Source organism: Streptomyces coelicoflavus (genome assembly GCF_003112555.1).
GTDB lineage: Bacteria > Actinomycetota > Actinomycetes > Streptomycetales > Streptomycetaceae > Streptomyces > Streptomyces coelicoflavus.
This window is the reverse complement of the sequence record NZ_BEWB01000009.1, coordinates 52547-74750: the sequence shown is the minus strand read 5'-3', so window position 1 is coordinate 74750 and position 22204 is coordinate 52547. Positions and strand designations below refer to the sequence as shown.

Annotated in this window: 21 protein-coding genes; 13 read left to right on the top strand and 8 right to left on the bottom strand. The window is 68.6% G+C overall.

All coding sequences use genetic code 11. The features are described 5' to 3' along the window. Window positions 1-170: 170 nt before the first annotated feature. From Sco07f_RS22190 to Sco07f_RS22135, 12 genes are all read left to right on the top strand, one after another. Entirely contained in the window at window positions 171-1340 is a 1170-nt protein-coding gene (locus Sco07f_RS22190) for a lipid II:glycine glycyltransferase FemX (protein ID WP_301543035.1), read from the top strand. A gap of 201 nt (window positions 1341-1541) precedes the next feature. Continuing rightward, entirely contained in the window at window positions 1542-2114 is a 573-nt protein-coding gene (locus tag Sco07f_RS22185) for a thioredoxin-like domain-containing protein (RefSeq protein WP_108988934.1), read from the top strand. A gap of 164 nt (window positions 2115-2278) precedes the next feature. Continuing rightward, window positions 2279-3424 carry a Nickel transporter NicT gene (gene nicT / locus Sco07f_RS22180; protein ID WP_167468176.1) on the top strand — a complete coding sequence of 382 codons (1146 nt, stop codon included), beginning with the start codon at window positions 2279-2281 and terminating at the stop codon, window positions 3422-3424. Window positions 3425-3530: 106 nt separating this feature from the next. Further along, window positions 3531-4211 (top strand): TVP38/TMEM64 family protein, encoded by a 681-nt coding sequence (locus tag Sco07f_RS22175; RefSeq protein ID WP_159106970.1) that lies wholly within the window; start codon window positions 3531-3533, stop codon window positions 4209-4211. Window positions 4212-4532: 321 nt separating this feature from the next. Further along, the gene (locus tag Sco07f_RS22170) at window positions 4533-4883 is read left to right on the top strand and encodes an NADH-quinone oxidoreductase subunit A (protein ID WP_108988931.1); all 351 of its coding nucleotides are present in this window, start codon (window positions 4533-4535) and stop codon (window positions 4881-4883) included. 680 nt (window positions 4884-5563) lie between these two features. Then, window positions 5564-6334, top strand: a complete 771-nt coding sequence (locus Sco07f_RS40725) for a hypothetical protein (protein WP_244942112.1) — start codon at window positions 5564-5566, stop codon at window positions 6332-6334. A gap of 16 nt (window positions 6335-6350) precedes the next feature. Then, on the top strand, window positions 6351-7256 hold the full coding sequence (locus Sco07f_RS22160) for an NADH-quinone oxidoreductase subunit H (RefSeq protein ID WP_108988929.1): 906 nt from the start codon (window positions 6351-6353) through the stop codon (window positions 7254-7256). A gap of 12 nt (window positions 7257-7268) precedes the next feature. Beyond that, a complete protein-coding gene (locus Sco07f_RS22155; RefSeq protein ID WP_108988928.1) occupies window positions 7269-7838 on the top strand; it encodes an NADH-quinone oxidoreductase subunit J in 570 nt (189 codons plus the stop codon). Further along, window positions 7835-8140 (top strand): NADH-quinone oxidoreductase subunit NuoK, encoded by a 306-nt coding sequence (locus Sco07f_RS22150; protein ID WP_016325444.1) that lies wholly within the window; start codon window positions 7835-7837, stop codon window positions 8138-8140. The genes Sco07f_RS22155 and Sco07f_RS22150 overlap by 4 nt, the downstream gene beginning before the upstream one ends. Further along, window positions 8137-10008, top strand: coding sequence for an NADH-quinone oxidoreductase subunit 5 family protein (locus Sco07f_RS22145; RefSeq protein WP_108988927.1), 1872 nt, complete (start codon window positions 8137-8139; stop codon window positions 10006-10008). Before Sco07f_RS22150 ends, Sco07f_RS22145 begins: the two co-directional genes overlap by 4 nt. A 5-nt stretch (window positions 10009-10013) precedes the next feature. Beyond that, window positions 10014-11519 (top strand): complex I subunit 4 family protein, encoded by a 1506-nt coding sequence (locus Sco07f_RS22140; protein ID WP_108988926.1) that lies wholly within the window; start codon window positions 10014-10016, stop codon window positions 11517-11519. Then, the gene (locus Sco07f_RS22135; protein ID WP_108988925.1) at window positions 11516-12937 is read left to right on the top strand and encodes an NADH-quinone oxidoreductase subunit N; all 1422 of its coding nucleotides are present in this window, start codon (window positions 11516-11518) and stop codon (window positions 12935-12937) included. Before Sco07f_RS22140 ends, Sco07f_RS22135 begins: the two co-directional genes overlap by 4 nt. Window positions 12938-13154: 217 nt before the next feature. Here the strand turns inward: Sco07f_RS22135 and Sco07f_RS22130 are convergent, their stop codons facing one another. Continuing rightward, on the bottom strand, window positions 13155-13724 hold the full coding sequence (locus Sco07f_RS22130; RefSeq protein WP_108988924.1) for a carbonic anhydrase: 570 nt from the start codon (window positions 13722-13724) through the stop codon (window positions 13155-13157). A 318-nt stretch (window positions 13725-14042) separates the two neighbouring features. Next, complete coding sequence (locus Sco07f_RS22125; RefSeq protein WP_244942111.1) at window positions 14043-14669, bottom strand: hypothetical protein; 627 nt, start codon at window positions 14667-14669, stop codon at window positions 14043-14045. Between the two features lie 443 nt (window positions 14670-15112). Between Sco07f_RS22125 and Sco07f_RS22120 the strand changes: the two genes are divergently transcribed. Beyond that, window positions 15113-16009 carry a DUF5655 domain-containing protein gene (locus tag Sco07f_RS22120; protein WP_108988922.1) on the top strand — a complete coding sequence of 299 codons (897 nt, stop codon included), beginning with the start codon at window positions 15113-15115 and terminating at the stop codon, window positions 16007-16009. A 152-nt stretch (window positions 16010-16161) separates the two neighbouring features. On the opposite strand, the gene Sco07f_RS40720 is transcribed toward Sco07f_RS22120, so the two are convergent. The 6 genes from Sco07f_RS40720 to Sco07f_RS22090 all read right to left on the bottom strand — a co-directional run bounded on the left by Sco07f_RS40720 (window position 16162) and on the right by Sco07f_RS22090 (window position 22158). Continuing rightward, window positions 16162-16983 carry an SPDY domain-containing protein gene (locus Sco07f_RS40720; RefSeq protein WP_244942110.1) on the bottom strand — a complete coding sequence of 274 codons (822 nt, stop codon included), beginning with the start codon at window positions 16981-16983 and terminating at the stop codon, window positions 16162-16164. Between the two features lie 628 nt (window positions 16984-17611). Then, complete coding sequence (locus Sco07f_RS22110) at window positions 17612-18730, bottom strand: DnaB-like helicase N-terminal domain-containing protein (RefSeq protein WP_108988921.1); 1119 nt, start codon at window positions 18728-18730, stop codon at window positions 17612-17614. Next, window positions 18730-20001 (bottom strand): DNA cytosine methyltransferase, encoded by a 1272-nt coding sequence (locus tag Sco07f_RS22105; RefSeq protein WP_108988920.1) that lies wholly within the window; start codon window positions 19999-20001, stop codon window positions 18730-18732. Before Sco07f_RS22105 ends, Sco07f_RS22110 begins: the two co-directional genes overlap by 1 nt. Continuing rightward, window positions 19998-20921 carry an adenine nucleotide alpha hydrolase family protein gene (locus Sco07f_RS22100; RefSeq protein ID WP_244942136.1) on the bottom strand — a complete coding sequence of 308 codons (924 nt, stop codon included), beginning with the start codon at window positions 20919-20921 and terminating at the stop codon, window positions 19998-20000. Before Sco07f_RS22100 ends, Sco07f_RS22105 begins: the two co-directional genes overlap by 4 nt. Window positions 20922-20972: 51 nt before the next feature. Continuing rightward, a complete protein-coding gene (locus tag Sco07f_RS22095) occupies window positions 20973-21425 on the bottom strand; it encodes a hypothetical protein (protein WP_108988918.1) in 453 nt (150 codons plus the stop codon). After that, window positions 21418-22158 carry a tryptophan synthase subunit alpha gene (locus tag Sco07f_RS22090; RefSeq protein WP_159106969.1) on the bottom strand — a complete coding sequence of 247 codons (741 nt, stop codon included), beginning with the start codon at window positions 22156-22158 and terminating at the stop codon, window positions 21418-21420. The genes Sco07f_RS22095 and Sco07f_RS22090 overlap by 8 nt, the downstream gene beginning before the upstream one ends. Between the last annotated feature and the right edge of the window lie 46 nt (window positions 22159-22204).

Here is a 22204-nt window from a genome sequence, read left to right as displayed (position 1 = left end):
GGTCATGGCCGCTGTGTCGCCCTTCGTTCATCTCTCGGTGGCCAGCCGTGCCGGAAGTTGTCTGTCACCGGGCCGTGGGCCCGCGCGTGAACCAGATGAGCGGGCGATGCCCGCCGCCCTCCAGGAGGAGGGGACCTGATCACGACGAGGAGGCCGCCGCTGTGACCGCCATGGTGCAGACGCCCCAACCCCATCGAGCGCTCGAGCTGCAGCCGATGCCGCGTGAGCGATACGCCGACTATGTCCGCGTTTGCAGCGTGCAGAACGGTGGCGGGCAGGTCAGCTTCCTCCAGTGCCCCTCGTGGGCGGAAGTGAAGGAAGGCTGGAAGCCCGAGTACCTCGGCTGGTTCGACGGAGCTGGGAACCAGGAGGGCGCCGCGCTGGTGCTGTACCGCCAGATGCCTGGCGTACGCCGGTACTTCGCCTACATTCCCGAAGGGCCGGTACTGGACTGGGCCGCACCCGGACTCGGCGTACGACTCGAGTTGCTCTTGGATCACCTGCGGGACACCGGCGCCTTCGCGGTGCGCATGGGACCGCCGCTGTCGTACCGCAAATGGTCCGCTTCGACGCTCAAGAACGCGGTGGCGCCGGGCCGACGGCTGGGGGACGTGCTGCCGGACGTGGTCGATCCGCTGGGAGCGGCAGTCGCCGACCGGCTGCGGGAGGCCGGTTGGCGGCGCTGTGGTGAGGACGGTCAGGGCGCCGGCGACGCACAGCCGAGGCATCTCTTCGAAATCCCACTGGACGGCCGGACGCTGGAGGACGTGTGGTCGGGCATGAACCAGGAGTGGCGGCGCAACATCAAGAGGGCGACCAGGTCCGACGTGGCGACAGCCATAGGTGACGACAGCTGCCTGCCGGACTTCTTCGCGCTGCTGCAGCAGACCGAGAAACGTGACGGCTTCCGACTGGGCCGGTCCCTGGAGTACTTCCAACGTCAGCACCAGGCGCTCAATGCGGAAGAGCCGGGTCGTATGAGGCTCTATCTTGCCCGCCACGAAGGCGAGGTACTCGCTGCGCACACCCTCATCACGCTCGGTCGACGGGCCTGGTACCTGACCGGCGCGTCCGCCGACAACCGGCGCGAAGTGCGCCCCAGCAACGCACTGCAGTGGCGCATGATTCGCGATGCTCACGCGCGAGGGGTCGCCACGTACGACATGCGTGGGGTGCCTGACACCCTCGATCCCGAGGTCCGGGCGTTCGGCCTGATGCGCTGGAAGCTCGGCACCGGAGGTCGAGTGGCCGAGACGCTGGGCGAGTGGGAAGTGCCGCTCCAGGGGGCGGTCAACAAGACACTGCACCGGGCGATGCAGGCGTATCTGACCAGGCGCTGAGCAGGTCAGAGCCTGTTTACGGGCGGGGTATTGAGCGACTCCCATGGAACCACCCTAAACTAAAGTGTGTAGTAGATTAGTAGTAGGCGTGCCGGTTCCCGCCGTGGCCGCCTGTCGCGGAGCGGCGGGGCAAGGACATCAGCATGGGTTCCAACCAAGTCGACAGCACAGAAGGCAGCTCGCCGCGCGCACGTAGAGCAGATGCGACGCGCTGAGCAGGCGCGCGAACGACGCAACAAGGCCATCGTCATCACCGCCTCTGCTGTGATCATCGCCGGCACCATCGGTGGCGGCTGGTACCTGCTGGACAGCGCGAACGACAAGGAGCAGCAACGGGCGGCTCCCGTCCGTGGAGAGCGGGCCTGGTCCAAGCTGAGCCAGAAGCATGTCGACAAGAATGTTGGCCATCCGATGCCGGGGACGGGCGGCGACCACAACCAAATCTGGCAGAACTGTGACGGCGACGTGTACACCGAGCAGATAGAAGACGAGAATGCCGTTCACTCGCCGGAGCACGGCGCGGTGTGGGTCACTTACAACGACAAGGTGGCCGACGCCGACGTCGCCGCCCTCAAGGAGAGGGTGTCCGACACGAAGTACACGCTCATGAGCCTGTACAAGACCCAGCCGTCACCGATTACGCTGACAGCCTGGGGCCACCAGCTGGAGATGGACGAGGCTTCCGATCCGCGGGTGGCGGAGTTCTTCGACAAGTATGTGCTGGGTGAGCAGACCCCCGAGCCGGGTGTGGCGTGCACGGGAGGTATCGGCTGACCCCGGTGGCGAGATCGGGCGGAGCCGACTGATGACGCCGATGCGCTGACCCTTGCCACCTCTGCCCCAGAGACTCACTTGCGACGTTCTTGCAATAAGCTCTGCGCTCGCGGTCCGGGGCCACCGGATGGCTTGGCTTGCTTTCTCAGGAACAAGGATCGTCCATGGTCTCCGGCGCTTCACCGACAGCCACCACCCCGCGATCGCGCGTGGGCCTGCGCGCAGCGTTTAGGCCGACGGAGTGGCGGTCCATCGGAGGCATGACCGCCTTCGTCCTGCTGCTGCACGTCGTGGGGTGGGGCGTGCTCATTTTCGCCGTGGCACCCCACGAATACCAGCTCGGCAGTGACGGCGTCCTCGGCGTCAATGTGGGCCTGACGGCATATCTGCTGGGGGTGCGGCACGCGTTCGATGCGGATCACATTGCTTCGATCGACAACACCACCCGCAAGCTCGTCGGCGAGGGCAAGCCGTCTGTGAGTGCCGGTTTCTGGTTCTCCCTCGGACACTCCTCGGTGGTGTTCGTCGCAAGCCTGCTGCTGGCCATCGGTATCCGCTCGGTGGCCGGCGTCGTCCAGAATGAGGACTCGCACGCGGCACAGACGCTCGGCCTCGTCGGCACGATCGTCGCCGGAGCCTTCCTCGTACTCATCGGTCTCGTCAACCTCGTCTCGGCCATCGGCATCGCGAAGGTCTTCCGCCGCATGCGCGGTGGTGAGTACGACGAGGCGGAGCTGGAGCGGCAGCTCGACAGCCGAGGCTTTCTGGCCCGGCTCCTGGGACGCGTAATGAGGCGCGTCAGCAAAGCCTGGCACCTCTATCCGGTCGGCCTCCTTATGGGCCTCGGCTTCGACACCGCGACCCAAGTCGCCCTACTCGTTCTCGCGGCAGGCTCGGCGGCGTACGTCTTGCCCTGGTATGCCATTCTCGTCCTGCCGGTCTTGTTCGCCGCCGGGATGAGTCTGTTCGACACCGCCGATGGTGTCTTCATGTCACGGGCCTACACCTGGGCGTTCCTGAAGCCTGTTCGCAAGGTCTTCTACAACCTGACCGTGACCGTGCTGTCCGTCACCGTCGCCCTTGTCATCGGCATCCTGGTGCTCGTCGGTCTGCTCGTCGAGAGGCTCGGCATGAAGTCCGGACCTTTGGTCTGGATCGCCTCGTTGAACCTGGAGTACGTGGGCTTCGGCATCGTCGGACTCTTCCTGCTGACTTGGGTGATCGCATTCGGTGTCTGGCGGATCGGCCGTATCGAGGAGCGATGGTCCGGCGACGCGCGACCAGTCAGCCCCATGCCTCCCGCAGAGTAGGGCGGCGCCGGGCTGAGTGCGGTCGCACTGGGAGCCGAGCCTCTGCAGGTTCGTCGACGGGCTTCGGTGCCCCGCCCAGGTCTCAGCGCGCCATTACACTTGCTTGGTGCGCATACCACCGCTTGCCCGTCTGGCCTTCCTCATCGTGCTGCTGGCGGTCGCGGCAAGCTCCCTGCTCCTGTGGAGTCCCCGTCGACTCCTGTCTCAGGGGTTCTCCTCCAGCCCTTTCGAGGTGTGGGCCGCACCCGCTTTCGTCCTCGTTTTCGCCCTCGCCACGCTTGCCTTCTTTCCGAAGCCCCTGCTCAACGCGGCCGCCGGAGTTCTGTTCGGCGCCGAGGGCCTGGCGCTGGCTGTCGCCGGGACCACACTGGGTGCAGTGCTGGCTTTCCTCCTCGGGCGAAGCCTCGGACGGGAGGCGATCCGGCCACTCCTGAGGAAGAAGGCCCTTGCAGCCCTGGATCGCCGTCTTACCGATCAGGGCTTCCGAAGCATGTTGCTGCTCCGCATCGTCCCCGGCATTCCTTTCCAGATGGTGAACTTCGCAGCGGCCTTCTCTGGTATCCGGCTCTGGCCGTTCGCCGCCGCGACGGCCGTCGGCGTGCTGCCCGGCACCGCCGCGTACGTGGTCGCTGGCGCCTCGGCCTCTGAGCCCACCTCGCCCGCCTTTCTGATCTCGACCACGGTCATGATCGCCATGGTGGTGATCACCCTCGTCTCGCTGCGCGGAAACCGACGCGCGAAGGGCGGGCAGGTGTCCGTGCATCCGCCGGCACGGCAGACACACTGAACAGCCGCGCCCTTCCGCGGCCCTGGTTCGTCGCGTCCCTTGGCAGTCCGATGGGCCCGTCCGACCTGTCCCAGCAGCCCGCCTCATCCAACCGGCACCGATTGACTCAGCCATCTCGCGCGGGGCTCGCCTTTCGGGCACCGTAGCCGTAACGCCTTGTTCAGAGCGCGGTCGGATGAGTCGCAACCATCTTGGCCATAGGAGCTTTCCGGGATTCAACATGCCCCGTGGGGGTACCTGCGCCGTTGTCTGGCAGCGGAGGGAGTGGCAGAGCATGGTACGGGCGACGGACCGCACGGGCGGCGTAGGCAGTGAGCGCTGGTGAGCGGCTTTACGGCTGCACTGGCCCTGCTTGGCGTGGCACTGCTCGCCGTGGCGGGTCTTTACGGGGCCGCCTGGGCGCTGCGGATCTCAGCGGCACCGCTGTCCGTGCAGCCGTTCGGGTCAGGTCTGGATCCCTCCGAACATGCGGTCAGCCGTTTCCATGTGCGCTGGTACACGGTGACGATGCTCTTCCTCGCGTTCGACATGGAGATGGTCTTCATGTACCCGTGGACGCTTGTGATCTCCGCGATGGGGCCAAGCGCGGTGATCGAGATGTTCGTCTTCCTCGCGGTCCTTCTCGCCGGAGTGGTCTACGCATGGCGTGAGGGAGCGCTGCGATGGGCGTAACAGCTGTCCTGGCACGCGCAGCCGCGGGCCGGCCGCGTGTGCTGCTGACGGCTACGCCGGGCGGGACGCGGGTGCGGCTGGCCGTCGAGAAGGAGCTGCGGTCGCGGGACTGGCCGGCGGCAACGACCCCTGCCGAGGCCGACCTCATGCTGGTTGTGGGTCCCGACTGCCCGCGGCTACGTCCAGCAATGGACCGGCTGTGGCAGGACATGCCCCAGCCACGCGTGCGAATGCGGGTGACGACGGTCGGCGAGGTGGCTTCGGTTCTCGACGCCGGCCGGACCCGGCTGAGTGCACCGGACCACTCGGACATCGGTCCGGACCGAACCGACGGGCACGACACATCTGGAGAGTCCGGCAGTGAGGGGCATATGCCGTCCGACCGGGAAGCGGGCAACAGGGATCGCAGCGGCGACGAGGACACGGGACGGCACCACGACGGTTCGCGGGGCGTCGACCGCGGCGGTGAGCACCAGGGACACCGCGGCGCCGACCACGGAGGTCATGACCCCGGCGCTGCCGGCCACGCCGGATCACACGGCGAAGCGGAGCACGAGTCTGACGGTCCTATGAAAGGGGACGGTCAGCAGAACCACGCGGGCCATGGCAGCGGCCACGGCGTTCATGGAGGCCACGGCGGTCACGGGCACGGGGACATGGAAATGCCCGGCGGACTGCCAATGGCCGAGCCGGGCGAAGACCGCGACGGTCTGATGCTGGACCGCCTGCACGTGTCGCTGGGGCCGTTCCTGGCCGACTGGCCCACCGGACTGGTCATCCGTGTGGTGCTGCAGGGCGATGTCATTCAGCAGGCCGATCTCGATGCGCCGCCCTCCAGCGGGTCGGCCGACGCCTTCTGGGCGAGGCCCTGGCTGCGTGCCGCGTCGGGTGAGGTGGTGTACGCGGGGGAGGCCGCCCGGTGGCGAGCGGCTGCGCATCTGGACAGCCTGGGTCGGCTGTTGTCGGTGGTCGGCTGGCCCGCCCAGGCAGTGAAGGCGCGACGGCTCCGCGACGACCTGCTGGACGAGGCGCAGACCAAGGAGGTACTGCCTCGTGTGGAGCGCCTTGCCCGACGCGTCGGAAGGTCTCGGACCTTGTACTGGTTGTCTCGTGGCATCGGCCCGGTGAGTACGGCCGATGCGCGGGCCGCCGGCGTCACCGGACCCGCCGCGCGCGCGGGCGGGGACGTGCCGGCCAGGTACCGGCAGTGGCTCACCGATGTCGTACGAGACGTACTGCGGTTGGACGACACAGCGCGGCTCGATCCAGCGGCTCAGGAGAGTCCGCGGGGCCGGTGGGACGCCGTGCGACCGCCCTCAGTAGACCTGGCGAGGCTGCTGCCCCGGCTGTTGGAAGGAGCCGAGCTGAGCGCGGCTCGCCTCATTGTCGCCAGCCTTGACCCGGACCCGGACGAACTGAGCCTCACCGAGCAGGAGCTCGCTCGTGGTTGAGGCGGGAGAGTGGTGGATGCTGCTGGCCGCTCCGGCGGCGCTGCTCGGCTTCGCCTTGGTGGCCGTGGCCGGCAATGCGGCGCTGGACGCCCGAAGCGCGGGCCGGTCGGTCACTGCGACCGCTGTGGTGCGGCCATTTCTCGCCGTACCGCAGGCACTGGTGACACAGCAGCGTCGTATGCCCGCTCCGGACCGGTTGCTGTGGCGGGTCGGCGTCGTGGTGGTACCGGTGGCGGCCGTTCTTTCCACGCTGGTCATCCCGTTCGGGAACCACGTCGTCGCCGACCTCTCGGTGGGGGTGGTGTGGTTCAACGCGATGGAGGTGCTGACCTGGGCCGGGCTGTGGTTGGCCGGCTGGGGCCCGAACGCTGCGTTCTCCCTGGTCGGCGGCTACCGCTTCCTCGCCCAGGGCCTGGCGTACGAACTGCCCCTGATGTTCGCGCTGATCTCTGCTGCCACCGGGGCGCAGTCCCTGCGGGTCACGGACGTCGTCGGTGCCCAGCACGGGTTGTGGTACGCGGTGTGGATGCCATTCGCGTTCGTCGTCTACCTGGCCGGCGTGCTCGCGTTCAGCTTTCTGGGCCCGTTCGCCTACCCGGCCGGTCGTGACATCGCCGGTGGCGTGCTGGGGGAGACGTCCGGCGTGGACCGGCTGCTGCTGCAGGCCGGGCGGTGGCTGTGGCTGGCGGCGGGGGCGGCGATGGCGGTGCCGCTGTTCCTGGGAGGTGGTGCCGGACCGGGACTGCCGACCTGGGCGTGGTCACTGATCAAGACATTGCTGGTGCTGGGGCTGCTGGTGTGGGTGCTGCGACGCATGCCGGTGATCCGTGCCGACCGGTACGTGGAGCTGGCCTGGGTGGTGCTGCTACCACTGTCGATTGTGCAAGCCCTGGTGCCGGCCCTGGTCAATCTCAACCTGTAGGGAAGGAGCGTCATGGGCCTGACGAGCACGGTGCTGCTGGTGGTACTGGGCGTGCTCGCTCTCACCGGCGGCGTCCTGGTGTTCACGCTGAACTCCATGGCCCGGGTCACCTTCGCGCTACTGGGCTCCCTGGTGTGTGTCGGCGGGGTGGTCACCGTGCTGGGGCTGCCGTATCTCGGCGTGGTGATCGTGCTGATGATGGTCATGGAGATGGTGATCATGGCGGTGTTCATGATCGCGTACATGATGAATCCGGCCGGCCTGATGCCGATGTCGATGCTCCACAACACACGCGGCTCGCTGGTCATCAGTGGTCTCGTGTTCGCCGCGATGGTCGCCGGAATCTACGTCGTGCCCTGGCCCGACCGGACAGGGGCGCGGCCCAAGGACACCACGTTCCAGGTCGGCATGTCGTTGATGGGCGACCAGATGCTGACCATGGTCACCCTCGGCTTCGTTCTCCTGGCCACCATGATCGCCACCGTCGTGCTCGCCACCCACCGGGGGCGCTACGACCGCTTCGGCGACGACCTCGACCAGAGGCCGGCCAAGGACCCGGCCGGCGGAGGAGTGGGCCGATGACGTTCGAACTCCTGCTGGTCCTCGCCGCCGGACTGTTCTCGACGGGTCTGTTCGGGGCGCTCTCCCAGCAGTCCATCGTCATGATCATGATGGGGATCGAGCTGATGATCGGCGGGGTCATCGTCGCCGCCGCCGACTTCTGGTACTTTCTCGCCCCCGCCGCCGGCAGCGGCCAAGTGGTAATTGTGGCGGCCGTGGTAGCGATGGCGGTGGAGATGGCCATGGGCTTCGCCGTCACCACCGCCATCTATCGGGCCCGGCAGGTCGACATGACCGACATGGCCGAGGACCTGAAGGGATGAGCGCGATGCTCTGGCTGCTGATCGCTCTCCCGCTCGGTGGGGGAGCGGCGCTCGCGCTCATGGGGCGGAGTCGCAGTCGGCAGGTTCCCGCCATCGGCGTGACGTTGGCCGTGGCCACGCTCGGTGTGGCGGTGGCTGCTGCGGTGACGAGACCTGCCGCCAGTGCGTCACTGTTCGCCGGGATGGACGCGGGGTTGGCGGTGGACGGCCTGTCGGCGGTGATGGTGGTCACCGTCGCCGCCGTCACCACCACCGTCCTGGCCTTCGCGGCGGGGGAGATGACCGCCGACGAGAACCGGGGCCGGTTCTTCGGGCTCATGCTCGTCTTCGCCGGCGCCATGCTCGCCACCGTCACGGCGGCCACGCTGCCGCTGCTGCTGATGGCCTGGGAAGTGATGGGCGCGACCAGCTGGGCCCTGATCGGCTACTGGTGGCGGCGGCCCGAGCCGACGGTGGCCGCCGACGTCGCGTTCCTCACCACCCGCGCCGCGGACCTCGGCCTGTACCTGGCGGCAGGCGCCGCCGTGGCCGGCGGCATCGGGTCCCTGGATCTGGATGCTCTTTCGCACGCGGATGCGCCGTGGTTGCATGTGATCACCGCGGGCGTAGTCGTGGCCGCCCTCGGCAAGTCCGCCCAACTGCCCTTCTCCTTCTGGCTGTCGCGCGCCATGCAGGGCCCAAGCCCGGTGTCGGCGCTGCTGCACTCCGCAACCATGGTCGCCGCCGGTGCCTATCTGCTGCTCCGTCTGGTCCCGCTGCTGGACGCCACCACCTGGGCCGGTCCACTCGTTGCCTGGTCCGGCGTGGTCACAGCCCTGGCCCTGGGATTGGTCGCGGTGGTCCAGACCGACCTCAAGCAGCTCCTCGCGGCCTCCACCGCCGCGCAGATCGGGTTCATGGTTCTCGCCGCGGGCAGCCGCGGAGTCGCAGCGGGCACGACGCAGCTCCTCGCCCACGCAGCCACCAAGGCGGGGCTGTTCCTGGCAGCAGGCGCCTGGCTGACAGCGCTGGGCACCAAGCAGTTGCCAGCCCTGAGGGGCGCGGCCCGCACGTATCGGCTGGTCGGCGTGACCTTCACCGTGAGCGCACTCACCTTGGCCGGGTTGCCACCCCTATCCCTGTGGGCGGCCAAGGACGAGGTCCTCGCCGCCGCCCGCACCGAGGGGACCGGCTTGTACGCGGTGGGCCTCGCGGCAGCTGCCGTGGCCGCTGTCTACAGCATCAAGGCCCTCTGGTACGTCACCCGCCCCCTCCCGAAAGACCCGCAGGCCGGATATGACACCGAGCGACACGGCACCCGGCGCACAGCCCGTACGACACCGGCTCCACTCCTCGCCCTCGGCCTTGCCGCGGCGGTACTGGGGGTTTTGGCCCTGCCCGGTCCGGCGTCCTGGCTGAAGCGGCTGGTAGGCGCCCCGGGCGAACCGTCGCCCGAGCCGTGGGAACTCGGCCTGTCGGCCGGAGTCGCGATCGCAGCCGCAGCCTTGGCCTGGTGGTGGGCGTCCCACCCGCCGTCCGCACCGGCCGCTGCCGTGCGATGGGCCGAAGACTGGTTCTACTTGGAGCAGATCACGCGAGCCATTGTCGTCCGCCCGGTGCTGGGCCTGGCACGAACGCTCGCCGCATTCGACGACCGAGTCGTCGACGGCACCGTACGGCAGACCGCCCGAGGCGGACTCGCCGCCGCACGGCTTGCGCGGCAACTGGACGACGGAGGCATCGACGCTGCCGTCCGCGCGGTCGCCACGAGCGCGCGGAACCTCGGCCGCTGGGCACGCCGACCGCAGACCGGACTCCTCCACCAGTACTACGCACAGGCCGCCGTCGGCATCGCCGTGCTCGTCCTGATCATCTTGTTGGTGAGGTAACCCCTGTGCTGACCGTCGTCACGTTCCTGCCGCTGCTGGTGTGTGCAGTGCTCCTGCTTCTGCCGCGCAGCCTTCCCGATCGGGTGCTCGTCTGGACATGGATCGCCACCGCGGCTGCCGATCTGGCCCTCGTCGTCGCGCTGTGGGTGGGCTTCGACCCCGATGGCGGAATGCAGTACCAGCAGCGCGTGCGCTGGATCCCCAGTGCCGGCGTCGGCTACCACGTCGGTGTCGACGGCCTGTCCCTGCCCCTGGTCGCCCTGACCTGCCTGCTGTTCCTGGCCGTCGCCGTTCACTCCCTGCGCGAGAGGCGGCGTGTGCGTTCCTACGTCTGCCTGTTCCTGTTCCTGCAGACCGTCAGCGTCGGCCTGTTCGTCGCCCTGGACCTGATCCTGTTCTTCGTCTTCTTCGACCTCTCCATCGTCGGCATGTTCTTCGTCATCGCGGGCTGGGGGCACGGCGAACGGGCCCGGGCCGCAGCGCTGAAGTTCTTCCTCTACACCTTCATCGGCTCCCTCGCCCTCCTGCTCGGCTTCATCGGCCTCTACCTGGCCGCCGACCCGCACACTTTTGACATCGTCGACCTCACCCACAGCAACCCACTGGCCGGACGCGGCCTGTACGCCAGTCTTGTGCTGTTGGCCATCGGCGTTGGACTGGCGGTCAAGACCCCCACCGTGCCCTTCCACACCTGGCTGCCGCCCGCCCACACCGATGCCCCCGCCACCGGCTCGGCGATCCTCGCCGGTGTCCTGCTGAAAATGGGCACGTACGGGTTCGTGCGCATCGCCATGCCCCTGCTGCCCGGCAGTTGGCGCCACTACGCGCTCGTCATCGTGATCGTCGGCGCCGTGTCCGTCGTCTACGGGGCCTTGGTGGCGCTGGCGCAGACGGACTTCAAGCGCATGATCGCCTACACGTCGGTCAACCACATGGGCTACATCATCCTCGCAGTCGGCGCCGCCGGAACACTGGCGGGCAGCGACGCCCAAGCCCGCTCCCTGGCGGTGACCGGGGCGGTGACCCAGATGGTCAGCCACGGCCTGATCACCGGAGCTCTGTTCCTGCTCGCCGGAGTGCTCCACGACCGCGGCCGCACCTACACGATGGACGCCTACTCCGGCTTGGCCGCTCACACTCCGCGCTTCGCGGCGGTCACCGCCGTCGCCGCGTTCGCCAGTCTCGGCATCCCCGGCTTCTCCGGCTTCATCGCCGAGTTCCAGATCTTCGCTGGCAGCTTGGCCTCCCAGGCGATCGCCACCGCCATCGCCGTGACCGGCATCCTGATCACCGCGGCCCTGTTCCTCACCGCTCTGCGACGTATGTTCCTCGGCACTCCACGCCTGCCCGAAACGATCTCTGCTGGCGGAGTCGGCGACCTGAGAGGTACCGAGGCGCTGTCCACCGTGTCCCTGCTCGCGGTGGCCCTGGTGATCGGCGTCGCCCCGCGGTGGCTGCTGGACGTCATCGAACCGGCCAGCCGGACCCTGACCGGGCTGGTAGCACGGTGAACGAAAACCTGACGGCCCTCATCCCCGAACTCGCCCTCGTCGGTGCCGCCGTCATCGGCCTTCTCACTGGCTCTTGGCTGCCCCGCCGCCGCCAGTGGATCGTCGCTGCCCTCGCAGCCGTCGCTTGTGCGACCGGGCTGGTGGCCACCGCCGTCACCATGGCCACGGGCCGGGAACAGACCGTCTTCTCCGCCGCGTTCGCCGTCGACACCGCCACCGACTTCGGCCGGCTCATTGTCCTCGCCGCGCTGCTGCTGATCATCGGCATGTCGGTGGAGACCGTACGCGGCCACAAACGCGAAACAGAGTACTGGGTGCTCCTGCTGCTGACCGGCGCGGGCACCCTCGCCCTGCTCGGGGCGAACGACCTGCTGATGCTGTTCGCCGCCTACCTGCTGGCGAGCATCCCCGCCTACGCGCTCGCCGGCTTCACCAAGGACGCCCGCGGTACGGAAGCTGCCCTGAAGTACTACCTAATGGGCGCCCTGCTCGGCACCGCCATGCTCGCCGGCATCGCGCTTCTCTACGGCGTCGGCCACGGCACTCACTACAGCGAACTCAATGCGGGCCTGCCAGCCGCTTCCTACGGCCTTGTCGCCATCGGACTCGTCGGCGTACTCGCCGGTCTGCTCTTCAAGGTCGGCGCGGTACCGGTCCACTTCTGGGTGCCCGATGTCACCGACGGTGCCCCGACACCTGTCGCCGCCTACGTCACCACCCTCCCCAAGATCGGCGGCCTGATCGCCGGCTACCGCCTCCTTCACCAGGCGCTTCCCAACAGCGACGTCAACTGGCCGCTGCTCCTTGGGATCCTTGCCGCGGTCACCATGACCCTGGGAAATCTCGCGGCGTTCTTCCAGACCTCCGTCAAACGCCTGCTCGCGTACTCGACCATCAGCCAGGTCGGCTACCTCCTCATGGCCTTGGCCGTCGCCACCTACAGCGATTTCGCCCAGAAGAGCCTGCTGTTCTACCTGGCTGCCTACGCCGCCACCAATCTCGGTGCCTTCGCTGTCGTCACGGAACTCCCCGCTGCGCGTGCCCTTGCCGACTACAGGGGCCTCGCCCGCAGCCATCCCGGCCTCGCAGGCGTGCTTGTCGTCTGCCTTCTCGGCCTCGTCGGCACTCCGCCCACCGGCGTCTTCGTCGGCAAATTGGAGATCTTCAGCGCGGCCATCGACGGCGGCTACACCTGGCTTGCCGCCTTCGCCGTCGCCAACACCGTGGCCTCCCTCTTCTACTACCTGCGCTGGCTCGCTCCCTTGTTCACCACCGCCGATGAGGTACCAGTCAACGGGCACACCGTCCTGGGCCGTTGGTCGGCCGTCACCGCTTACACGGCGGCTGCCCTGTCCCTGGCGCTGGGTATCGCTGGGGAGGCTGCCCTCACGCTCACTACGGGACCGCTTCTGCCCTGAGGCCCGCGCTGTGACGTTCGTGTGACTCACCGAGCCCGCCGCTCTTGCCGTATCGCGCATGGAGCCGTCCGGGGCGAGGGTTTCGCCCCGGACGGCGGTGGGCTGAGACCGCGCGTCACCAGGAACGCGAACGGGGCACCTGCGCCGCCGTCAGGTCCCGGCTGTCACGTGGACGACTACCCCTGCCTCCGTGATCGTGGTGAGCCGGAGCAGGTTCCTACAAAGGGAGGAAGGCGTTGGCGCGGGCGTGGTGGGCCAGCGTCGCGCCGGTTTCGAGCTCATGGAACCAGGCGTGCAGGCGTAGGGATCGATCGGCCAGCCGTGGCACGACGCAAGGGTAGTTACTGAGGTTGTCGAGCTGTGCCAGGACGTGCCAGTGCCCGGCGGCGGTGAGGTCTCCCGTCAGCGGAACAGGTTCGGCGCGGTCCGCCTCGGCCTCGTCCGAGGCTGCCAGGGCAGCGCGCAGGGCGGCGGAGACGATGTCGCAGTGTGAGTGACCGCAGATGATGATGTCTGAAACATTCAGATCATTGACGGCATACTCAATCGTCCGTGACTCACCGGTCGGAGCGTCGGGAGCGTAGGCCGGGATTTCTCCGCCGTGAGTACGGAGTTCGAAAAGATCTCCAGGCCGGGCCGCTGTGATCAGACCAGGTGCGAAGCGGGCATCGGAGCAGGCGACGAACATCGCCCGCGGCCTTGTTAGCTCTGTGAGGCCGCCCAAGTGCAGGGTATGGGCAGTTGCGCGGGCACGGTAAACACGCGCTTGGTCGATCAAATACTGCATGACGCTACTGCCTCCCCCCGTGTCGTCACTTGGTTGCCGATTGATCCCTTGAACGCCTCATAGGCAGCAGAGGCACGGATGAGGGCTCCGCCAGCGAGGAAGGGGAGATTCCTCTGGATACCCGTGCCGAGCAACGTCGTCACAGAGAAGGCGCTCCGGACCGTGAGGACGGCGGGCACGACGGAACAACGTGGCGTCGTGGGGACGGCACGCTCATGCATGACATTCATGATGCGAAACTCTCCGAATCCCCCGGCGCAGCGTGGCACCGGGGCTGGGGCACCGGCCTTACCGGACGGTCACCCTTGTGCCCGCCCGTCAGGGCAAGCTGAGACCACCGATCGGCATCGGCCGGAGAGGGACGAGGGAGCTCTTCCGCCGCAGCGGCGGCGCTCTGCCCTCATGCAGCCTGACCAACAGCGCCGACATAAGCGGGGCACTGCTCTGAGGGATCTTGTTCTCAGGGCCGTTGCTCTGGTGGCCGCGTAGCAGTGGCCACAAGAAGGACAGCAAACGCCGGATGACGGTCGACAGCGTTTTGCTCTGCCACAGCAGGCGCTCGGTGACGCCTAGGAGGCGAGCGGTCAGCAACACCATGACCAGGTGGCCGGCCAGCATCGCACTGGGAGGTGAACCACCGGCTGCCTCAGGTTCGACCATCCAGGCCCAACCATTGTCGAGATCGCCGGTCGCCGTCACTGCCGCACATGCGTCAGGCAGGGAGTAGACGGCGTGGTACGCCAGCTGGGCAACAGCGAGTGCTGCCAGCAGCTGGGTGTCTGTCAGCGTTTTCTGTGTGAGTACTGCCGCTCCGGTGCCAACCACCGCGGTCAGTCCGGCAACGATGAGCCACTGAGGAGCGTGGCACTGCACCAGAATGTGTCCAGCCAATGGCATCAGTACGCACAGTGCCGCCAGCACGCTTGCCCGCAGCCCGCGCAGCACACTGGACGCCCCAGGGGCAGATCCTAGAGAGCATTGTGGCTGCATGGAGTTCAGAGCCTTCCAAGGCCGCCCAACGTTGGGCGGAGCGGCGGACGATTCGGATGAAGTCGGGATGGCTGCCCGTACGTAAGGCAGACTACCCACTCCGCCTTGGGCTGGTGTAGGACCGGCAGGTCTGTGACGCGGCCGTTGCCGAGCCGCTGACTGATTATCCACCGAGCCGTGGCGCGGTCCAGCCGCGGGATCCTGTAGGCAAGCCGGTCAGTGACGGTTAGTCAGGCACACGGGACGCGTTGGGACGGCCATTGCAGGGAACCCGTGGGATGCGAAACCCTCCCGTGGTCTCGACAATGCCTCTCACGCCATCTTCACACCCTCGGAGCCCTTCGCGGAAACAAGTCCGCACCTGTTCGGCGTTGGCGATGATGAATCAAGGAGGGGAAGTGTCGGGCCTGACGTTGTTCCGCACGAAAATGTCGAACGAAAGCGTGATTGAAGTCATTCCGCGCCTCGCCGAGTTCGAGGCCGAGGTGCAGGATCTCGTCGAGGCACACATGGAGACGATGCTCGGTGTGCGGTTCCTGGCGAGCGAGTACGGCACCGGGTCGCTCCATGGTGGCCGAATCGACTCGCTAGGGCTGGATGAGAACGGGGCGCCGGTGATCGTCGAGTACAAGCGAGGCACGGACGCTGGTGTCATCAACCAGGGGCTTTTCTACCTTGCATGGCTGATGGACCATCGTGCCGAGTTCGAGCACTTGGTCCGGCAGCGGCTCGGGGTGACCGCAGCGTCGCAGGTCCTTTGGAGCGGACCGCGTCTGATCTGCATTGCCGGCGATTTCACGCGTTATGACGTGCACGCCGTGCATGAGCATCGGCGGTCGATCGACCTTGTCCGCTACCGATTCTTCGGTGGCGAGCTGCTGGGCCTTGAGACCGTGGCGTCCGTGAGCGGCCGCATCCAGGGGGCGAGCCGAGTCCGTCGGCGGGCGGTTGCCCGAGCGGTGCACGACGTCCAGGGTGCGTCGATGACGGAGCTGGCGAGCGCAGTCGACGAGGCCCTGCTCGCGCTCGGGGACGGCGTGAAATGCGTCGAGCGCAAGACCTACCGGGCCTATCAGCGGCTGCGGAACTTCGCCTGCCTTTGCCCGCCGCAGCGCAGCAAGCTGCTGGTCTACTTGAAGGTTGATCCGGAGGACGTCGACCTCGTGCCGGGATTCACTCGTGACGTGTCGGGTCTTGGCCACCACGGTACCGGTGATCTGGAGGTGCAGTTGCGCAATCCGAAAGACGTGCTGCGGGCGCAGGAACTGTTCCAGGCCAGCTACGCGTCGGCCTAATCACCTGGCTGTGTCTGGCCGTTCTGTGCTCGTGGGACAGCTCCTTTCGATGCGGGGGCGCGGCGTGCCGGTGGGCTACTCATGATGCGCAGGATCGCCGGTTCCTTTCACAGGCGATTCCCGTTGTGATGCCCGCTCCTGTGTGGTGGTGTTCAGCGACACCGGCTGGCCGTGGAGTCGGCGGCGACGATGAGCATGGCCGGCGGGCTGGTGAAGAGCTTTGTCCTGCGTTCGGGGCCCGCGGTCTGTGGGAGGCGCAGGCCGGTTTCGTGGGCGAGGGACCCGGAGAGATCGGTCAGGAGCGAACTCGGAGTGTGCGGGGACGCGGTGACGACATAGGTGGGCCGGTCGGGGCCTGGGCCGGCCCAGATGGTCCAGGTGGCCTGGTTCTGGCCGGGGTGCTGGGCAGCGAAGGCATCAAACTGCATGCCTGCGTCCCCGTCGGGGGACGTCCAGTGGATCCATCGGCCGTCCACGGTGTGCTTCCATCCGGCCTCGGAGAGCGACTGGGTGGCTGCGGTGACCATCTTCTCGTCCACCGGGGCGCTGATGGCCGTGTCCCAGCCGTCGCCGTCGGCGAGGTGGATCAGCAGATGTCGCAGCACTGGAGCGGGGGTGGTGCCGGTCGCGGTGAGTACCCATATGCGATCGGAGACGGGTGTCTCGTAGGCGGCTACGGTCCATGCGGTCTCGTTGGCGGGGGTTTCGTGGACACGCTCGATGCGCAGGGTCTGCGACTCGTGGATGGGGTGCGTCGTGTCATCCGACCAGGTTCGCCACTTCTCGAACTCGCCGTGTTCGTCGAGGAAGGTGTCCAGGAGGGCGTCGTGGTCGCCGGCATCGGCCAGGTAGACGGGGACGGTCTCCGGCCTGGAGCGGGAGCGTTCGGACTTGGCTGTGGTGACGTCGAAGACCAAGTGAGCTTTGGCGGTGGCGCGTTCGGTGTCGGTCAGGGGTGCCGGGTCGGGGCGCATCTCGGCCGTCTGGGCCTTCTCGAAGGCGAGGAGCGCCTGGGCGGGTGAGTCAAAGGTGTCGGCTACCTGGCGCAGGTGGTCCTCGCCTTCGCAGGAAGACGGATTTTGCGCCTGGGCGGAGGTATGTGCCGACCGCGACGGTCGTGTGACCGTCGTGGGCGTGGGCGTGGGCGTGGGCGTGGATGAGGAGCTGTCCGTGGCGGATGTCGTCGTCGATCTTCTGCGCCTGATTGGAGACCTCACGGATGTCGCTGCGGGTGCACCAGGGCATCGGGTAGTTCGCCCAGGTCCATTCCTCGTTGATGGCCTCCTGGAGCCGCGGGGAGACCTCGACGGTGATGCCTTCGGCGATCAGGTTCTAGGCGGCGTCGGCGGCCCAGTAGGACTCCTCGTGATCGATGCGGGCCAGGACCAGGACGCCCGTGGCGATGACACTCCAGCCGGGCAGCCTCCAGAGCCATGGAGACGACGCGGGCTTGGGCGCCGGTCAGGACGGCCTGCACGGCGCTCGGGTGAGTGGGGTGGGTGTCGAGGCGGACATGGGCGTCGATGGCGGGAGTCACGTGGGGGCCTCATCTGCTCTGCCGGTGGCCGGGCCCGCGAGTCCGGCCACCGGCGTACTCGGCAGTTATCGGGTTACTCGTGTGGGTCGGGCGGCGTGTGCGGCCGTGGTGGTCGGCGGGCCGGCGCGGGTGGCGGGCGCCGCTCGCCGCTGCTGTGGCGGGGCGGCTCCGGTGGCGTGCTGCCAGCGGGTGCGGATGGCGGCGATGTCCGCGAGGGCTCGGCGGGCGCCGACGACCAGCTGGAAGGGGGTGCTCGCCGGGTCGCCGGCGTACGCCTCGATGCGCCGTCCGGTGTGCTCGGCCGTGGACAGGATGGAGCGCCGCAGGGCGCGTTCGGCCCAGTGCCCGACGGATCCTGCCGGTTCGGCCAGCATGCGCAGGACCTTGCCTGGTGCGCTGCCGTCGTCCAGCAGGCCGCGCTGCTGTGCCTCCCACAGAGCCGTTACGGGGTCGACGGGCTCGTTGCGGCGGGTGAGGGTGGTCAGGCACTGCCACAGGCCGGCGTGCAGGGGCAGGGTGAGGTCGTCGGGGAGCAGCCACCGGACGGCGTCGATGTCGTCAGGGCGGGCGGTGGCGGTGGCGAGCAGTAGTTGCTCCTCCTCGATCGCCTCGATGTGGTCGGGGGTCTGGGCGGGTGTTGGTGCGGGGGTGCGGGGGAGGACGCCGGAGCGAGGGGGGAAGCGGTTCGCGATGTCGTCCACGACCGCGGCAAGCGCGTCCGCCTCGGCGAGCACTGTCTGGACGGGGTGAGGGCGGGAGACGTCGTGGACGGTATGGAGCAGGCGTTCGGCGGCCGTCAGCAGGCGACGGCGGGCGTGCTCGGCCTCGACCATCCGGGCGTAGGCGGGGGCGTGGCGGGGCCAGGGGCAGACCTGGACGAGGGAGTGCAGGTAGGAGGCGGTCAGACCGCGCGCCTCCTCCAGGGCGGTGGCGAGTACGCGGTCGAGCCACTTGGTGTTCTTCGCGTGCTCGGCGGGGTCGGGCCGTGGCAGGGTGCTGATCGCGGCGTACAGGGCGGCGTGCGCGGCGGTGGAGAACGAGTCGGCGGTGATGCCGCTCACGTCGTCCAGGCGGTGCGGGTCGAGGAGCAGGGCGCCGAGGAGGGCCTGCTCGACGTGGAAGACGGGCTGGGGCGGTGCGATGGCGTCGAGGTCGTCTTCGTCGGGTTCGGGGGTGTGGGGCATCAGGCGGCGAGGGTGAAGTCGTCGGGGTCGAGGGTGAGGCCGAGGTGCGGGGCGAGGAGGTGGCCGGCGAGCAGCGGGGGCACGGCGTTGCCGATCTGGGAGAATTGCTGGCCCTTGTTGCCGGCCCAGGGGTAGTCGGCGGGGAAGGTCTGCAGGAGGCCGGCCTCGCGGGCGGTGATCCGGATCGGCTCGGGAACGGCCGGCGCATCGGTGTCCGTGGCCGAAGGGGTGGCGGGTTCGGCGACCCAGGTGCACTCGTTGGCGCGGTGCCCGAAGAACAGCGTGCCGGCCGGCTCGGACAGCGGACGGACGGTGGCGTTTGCCTGGTTGTTGCTGCGCAGGGACCAGGACCAGCGGTGGGCCTCGGCGGTGAACGTGGGCGCCGGAGCGTCGGCCGCACGGTTCTCGCGGATGCCGTGCCGGGCCGCCCACCCCGCGCCTTCCCGGCGGGACTGCAGAACCACCCCGTCCGGCCGCGGCATCCACGTACCGCGCTCCCGCGCGTCGGACAGCGTCTTGCGAGAGCCCGAAGGGAACGGTTCGGGGCCGCCGCCGGGCCCACCCCCCGCGCAGACGGTGGGGACGGGCCGGTCTGTCGCCCCCCATCCCAGGGCTTCGGCCATGCTGACCCACCGGGCGCGGCCCGGACCGAACAGCGATTCCGGCTCGGCGAGCTGGGCATGGGTGGGCGTGGGTGGCTGCGCCGTGCGGACGCGGGAGGCCAGGAGGATCGCCCGCTTCCTGGTCTGCGGGACGCCGAAGTCGGCGGCGTTGAGAATCCCGTACCAGACGGAGAACCCCCACCCGCGCAGGACGGCCGCGTACTGCTTCCACAAGGGCAGCACGTCCGGTACTTCCTCCATGGCCACCCAGTCGGGCTCGCCGACCGTGTTCAGCGCGTACAGGTAGCGCATCGGCTCGGCGGCGAGCAGGGAGCGCTCGTCACGGCAGGCGGCGAGGAGGCGCTCGCGGGTGTCCCGGCCGGCGGCCAGGTCCTCGACCGCCGCGTGCACCAGCGGCTGGTCGACCAGGCCCAGCCGCTTGCCGGCCATGCTCCACGCCTGGCACGGCGGCGAAGCGATCACCCCGCGGGTGCGGCCGACGAACGGCCAGGCCGGATACCTCGCCACGTCGCACCGGATGGTCAACTGCCCTGCCGCGGCACGGGTCTTACATGCCCACTGATCCCATTCCAGGCCGATGTCGCGCACGCCCAGGACGTGCAGTGCCCTGCTCCAGCCGCCCGGCCCCGCGAAGAGGTCGAGTATCACGTGGCCAGCCCGAAGTCGTCCCGTGTCAGCGCGTCGGCGTCGCCGCGGCACGCCCAGGGCGAGCAGCCGTCCTCGACACCGTTCTCCAGGACGTCGGCCTCGTCCGCGCTGATCCGCAGGGCGGCCCGCTCGGCAGCCGTGACGTGATCGATGGGGGCTTCGCTCAGCGGGACGCGGGAGCGGTGCAGGAACGCCTCGCCGAGCAGCCTGTTGCCGGTGGCGTTGGCGCGGGCATTGCCCTGCCGGATGGCCGCGTCGAATTCGACGACGTCCGCCCACTCGGACGGAGAGGAATCCCTGATATGCCGCCACTGCACATTTCCATGGAACGGGCATCCCAGGCAACTCGACTTCGGGGTATCGGCGAGACCGAGCGAAGTCAGGTAACGCACGCATTCGGCCCTGCTCCAGGACATGTCCAGAAGGGGATGCCGGTTACGCATGTACTTGACGTCCGCGTCCTTCGCGCGGTGGAATTCATCCGTGGAGATTCCTACCCACTGCTCGACGAAAACGCCCTTCGGGATGCGTGCCGGATAGGGGTAGCCGAGCAGTTCGCGAACCTTCTGCTTGATCGGCTTAACCTTATATTCGCCGGTACACTGCCGCCGGGTCATCCCAGGTCGCCCGTCCTTGTTGAGGATGTGAAGCGGCATGGAGGCGAAACGGTGATCCGGGTTCAATGCATCGTCGCGGATATTCCCGGCCGACACGCGCAGGACGGGTATCCCGGCGGGCGCGGCTATCTCCTCTTCCAGCCGGTCAAGGTGCGCATAAACCGCTTTGGGTTCCCATCCGGTGTCGGCGAAAATCGCGTAGTCGACCTTCGGGAGAATGCCCTCTGCTGACAGGGTGAGGAGAGTGCTGGATTGAACTCCCGCGCCGAGGGAGAGGGCGCGGAATCGGGGCTGATCTGAAATGGTCTGTCCTGGATGTAGGGAAAGGGGGGCGCTCGCATCGCGGCTGTCGCGTCAGTGGCAGGGGGATTGCGGCCGGTCGCGGGATACGGCGTCGCAGAGGGCGGGGATGCGGTCGAGGAGGTCGGCGGCCGACTCGATGAACTGCTGCGGTGTCGGCCCGATCAGGACGACCCGCCGTGATGTGGCGGCGGCCTGGCGGCGCTGGTTCTCCACGACGCGGGCAAGAGCAGCCGTCAGTTCGGCGGCGGCGTCCTGGGCGGCCTTGGCGATCTGCGCGACACGGTGAAGGAGCAGCAGGTCCGTAGGGGAGGGCCGCGACGTCTGGCGGCTGCGGGTGAGAAACAGCCGCAAGGCGGTGTCGGCGAGGTCCTGCGCGTCAGTGATGTGCGCGGCCAGTGTGGATGCGTCCCGTCCGGCGGGCAGGGCACGCAGGGCCCGGAGCAGACAGGACGCGTCGGAGGCGATGCGGGACAGGACCGGGACCGGGTTGGTGGAGTCAGGCACGGGTCTCCGTGGTGGCGTACGGGTTCAGGGCTTGGGCGAACGCGGTGGTGAGTGACGGGGCCTGTCCCGGGGCGGTCATCAGGGCGTGGACGACGGGGGTGCCGATGACGACGGCATCCACCAGTGGTGCGAGGCGTTCTGCGAGGGCCGGGGTGGAGATGCCCACGCCGGATACGACGGGCAGGGGACTGATGGCGCGGAGGCGTGTCGTGAAGTCGGCGAGCGCGGGCACGTCGAGCGGGCCGTGGTAGCCGGTGGGGGCGGTGCTGGCGGGTGCGTAGAGCCATCCCGACGCGCCGGCGGCCACGGTGGCGAGGCCGGCGTCGGCGAAGTGGCGCGGGACGAGGCGTGGGGTGGAGAGGTTCGCGGCCTTCGCTGCGGCCTGCCAGCGCTCTGCCTGGTCGTCGGGCAGGTCGACGATCATCGCCCCGGCGGCGCCCGCGCCAGCGAGCAGCCGGGCCAGGCGTTCGGGGCCGTGCCGATGGACGGGATCCCAGTAGGTCATGACGACGGTCGGCCGCAGGCCAGCGGCATGCTCGACCGCGCGCAGGGCGCGGGTGAGGACGTTTCCACGGCTCAGGGCGCGGCGGTAGGCGGCTTGGATGACGGGCCCGTCGAGGCCGGCGTCATGGTGGGCGAGGCCGATCTCGAACAGGTCGGCGCCGGCCCGGGCGATCTGGGCGAGTTGATGGCGCTCGGCGCGGGCCGGATGCAGTCCGGCGGGGACGAACACGCCGAGCGCGCAGCGGGGTTGGGCGAGGAGGGCCTGGAGGGAGTCG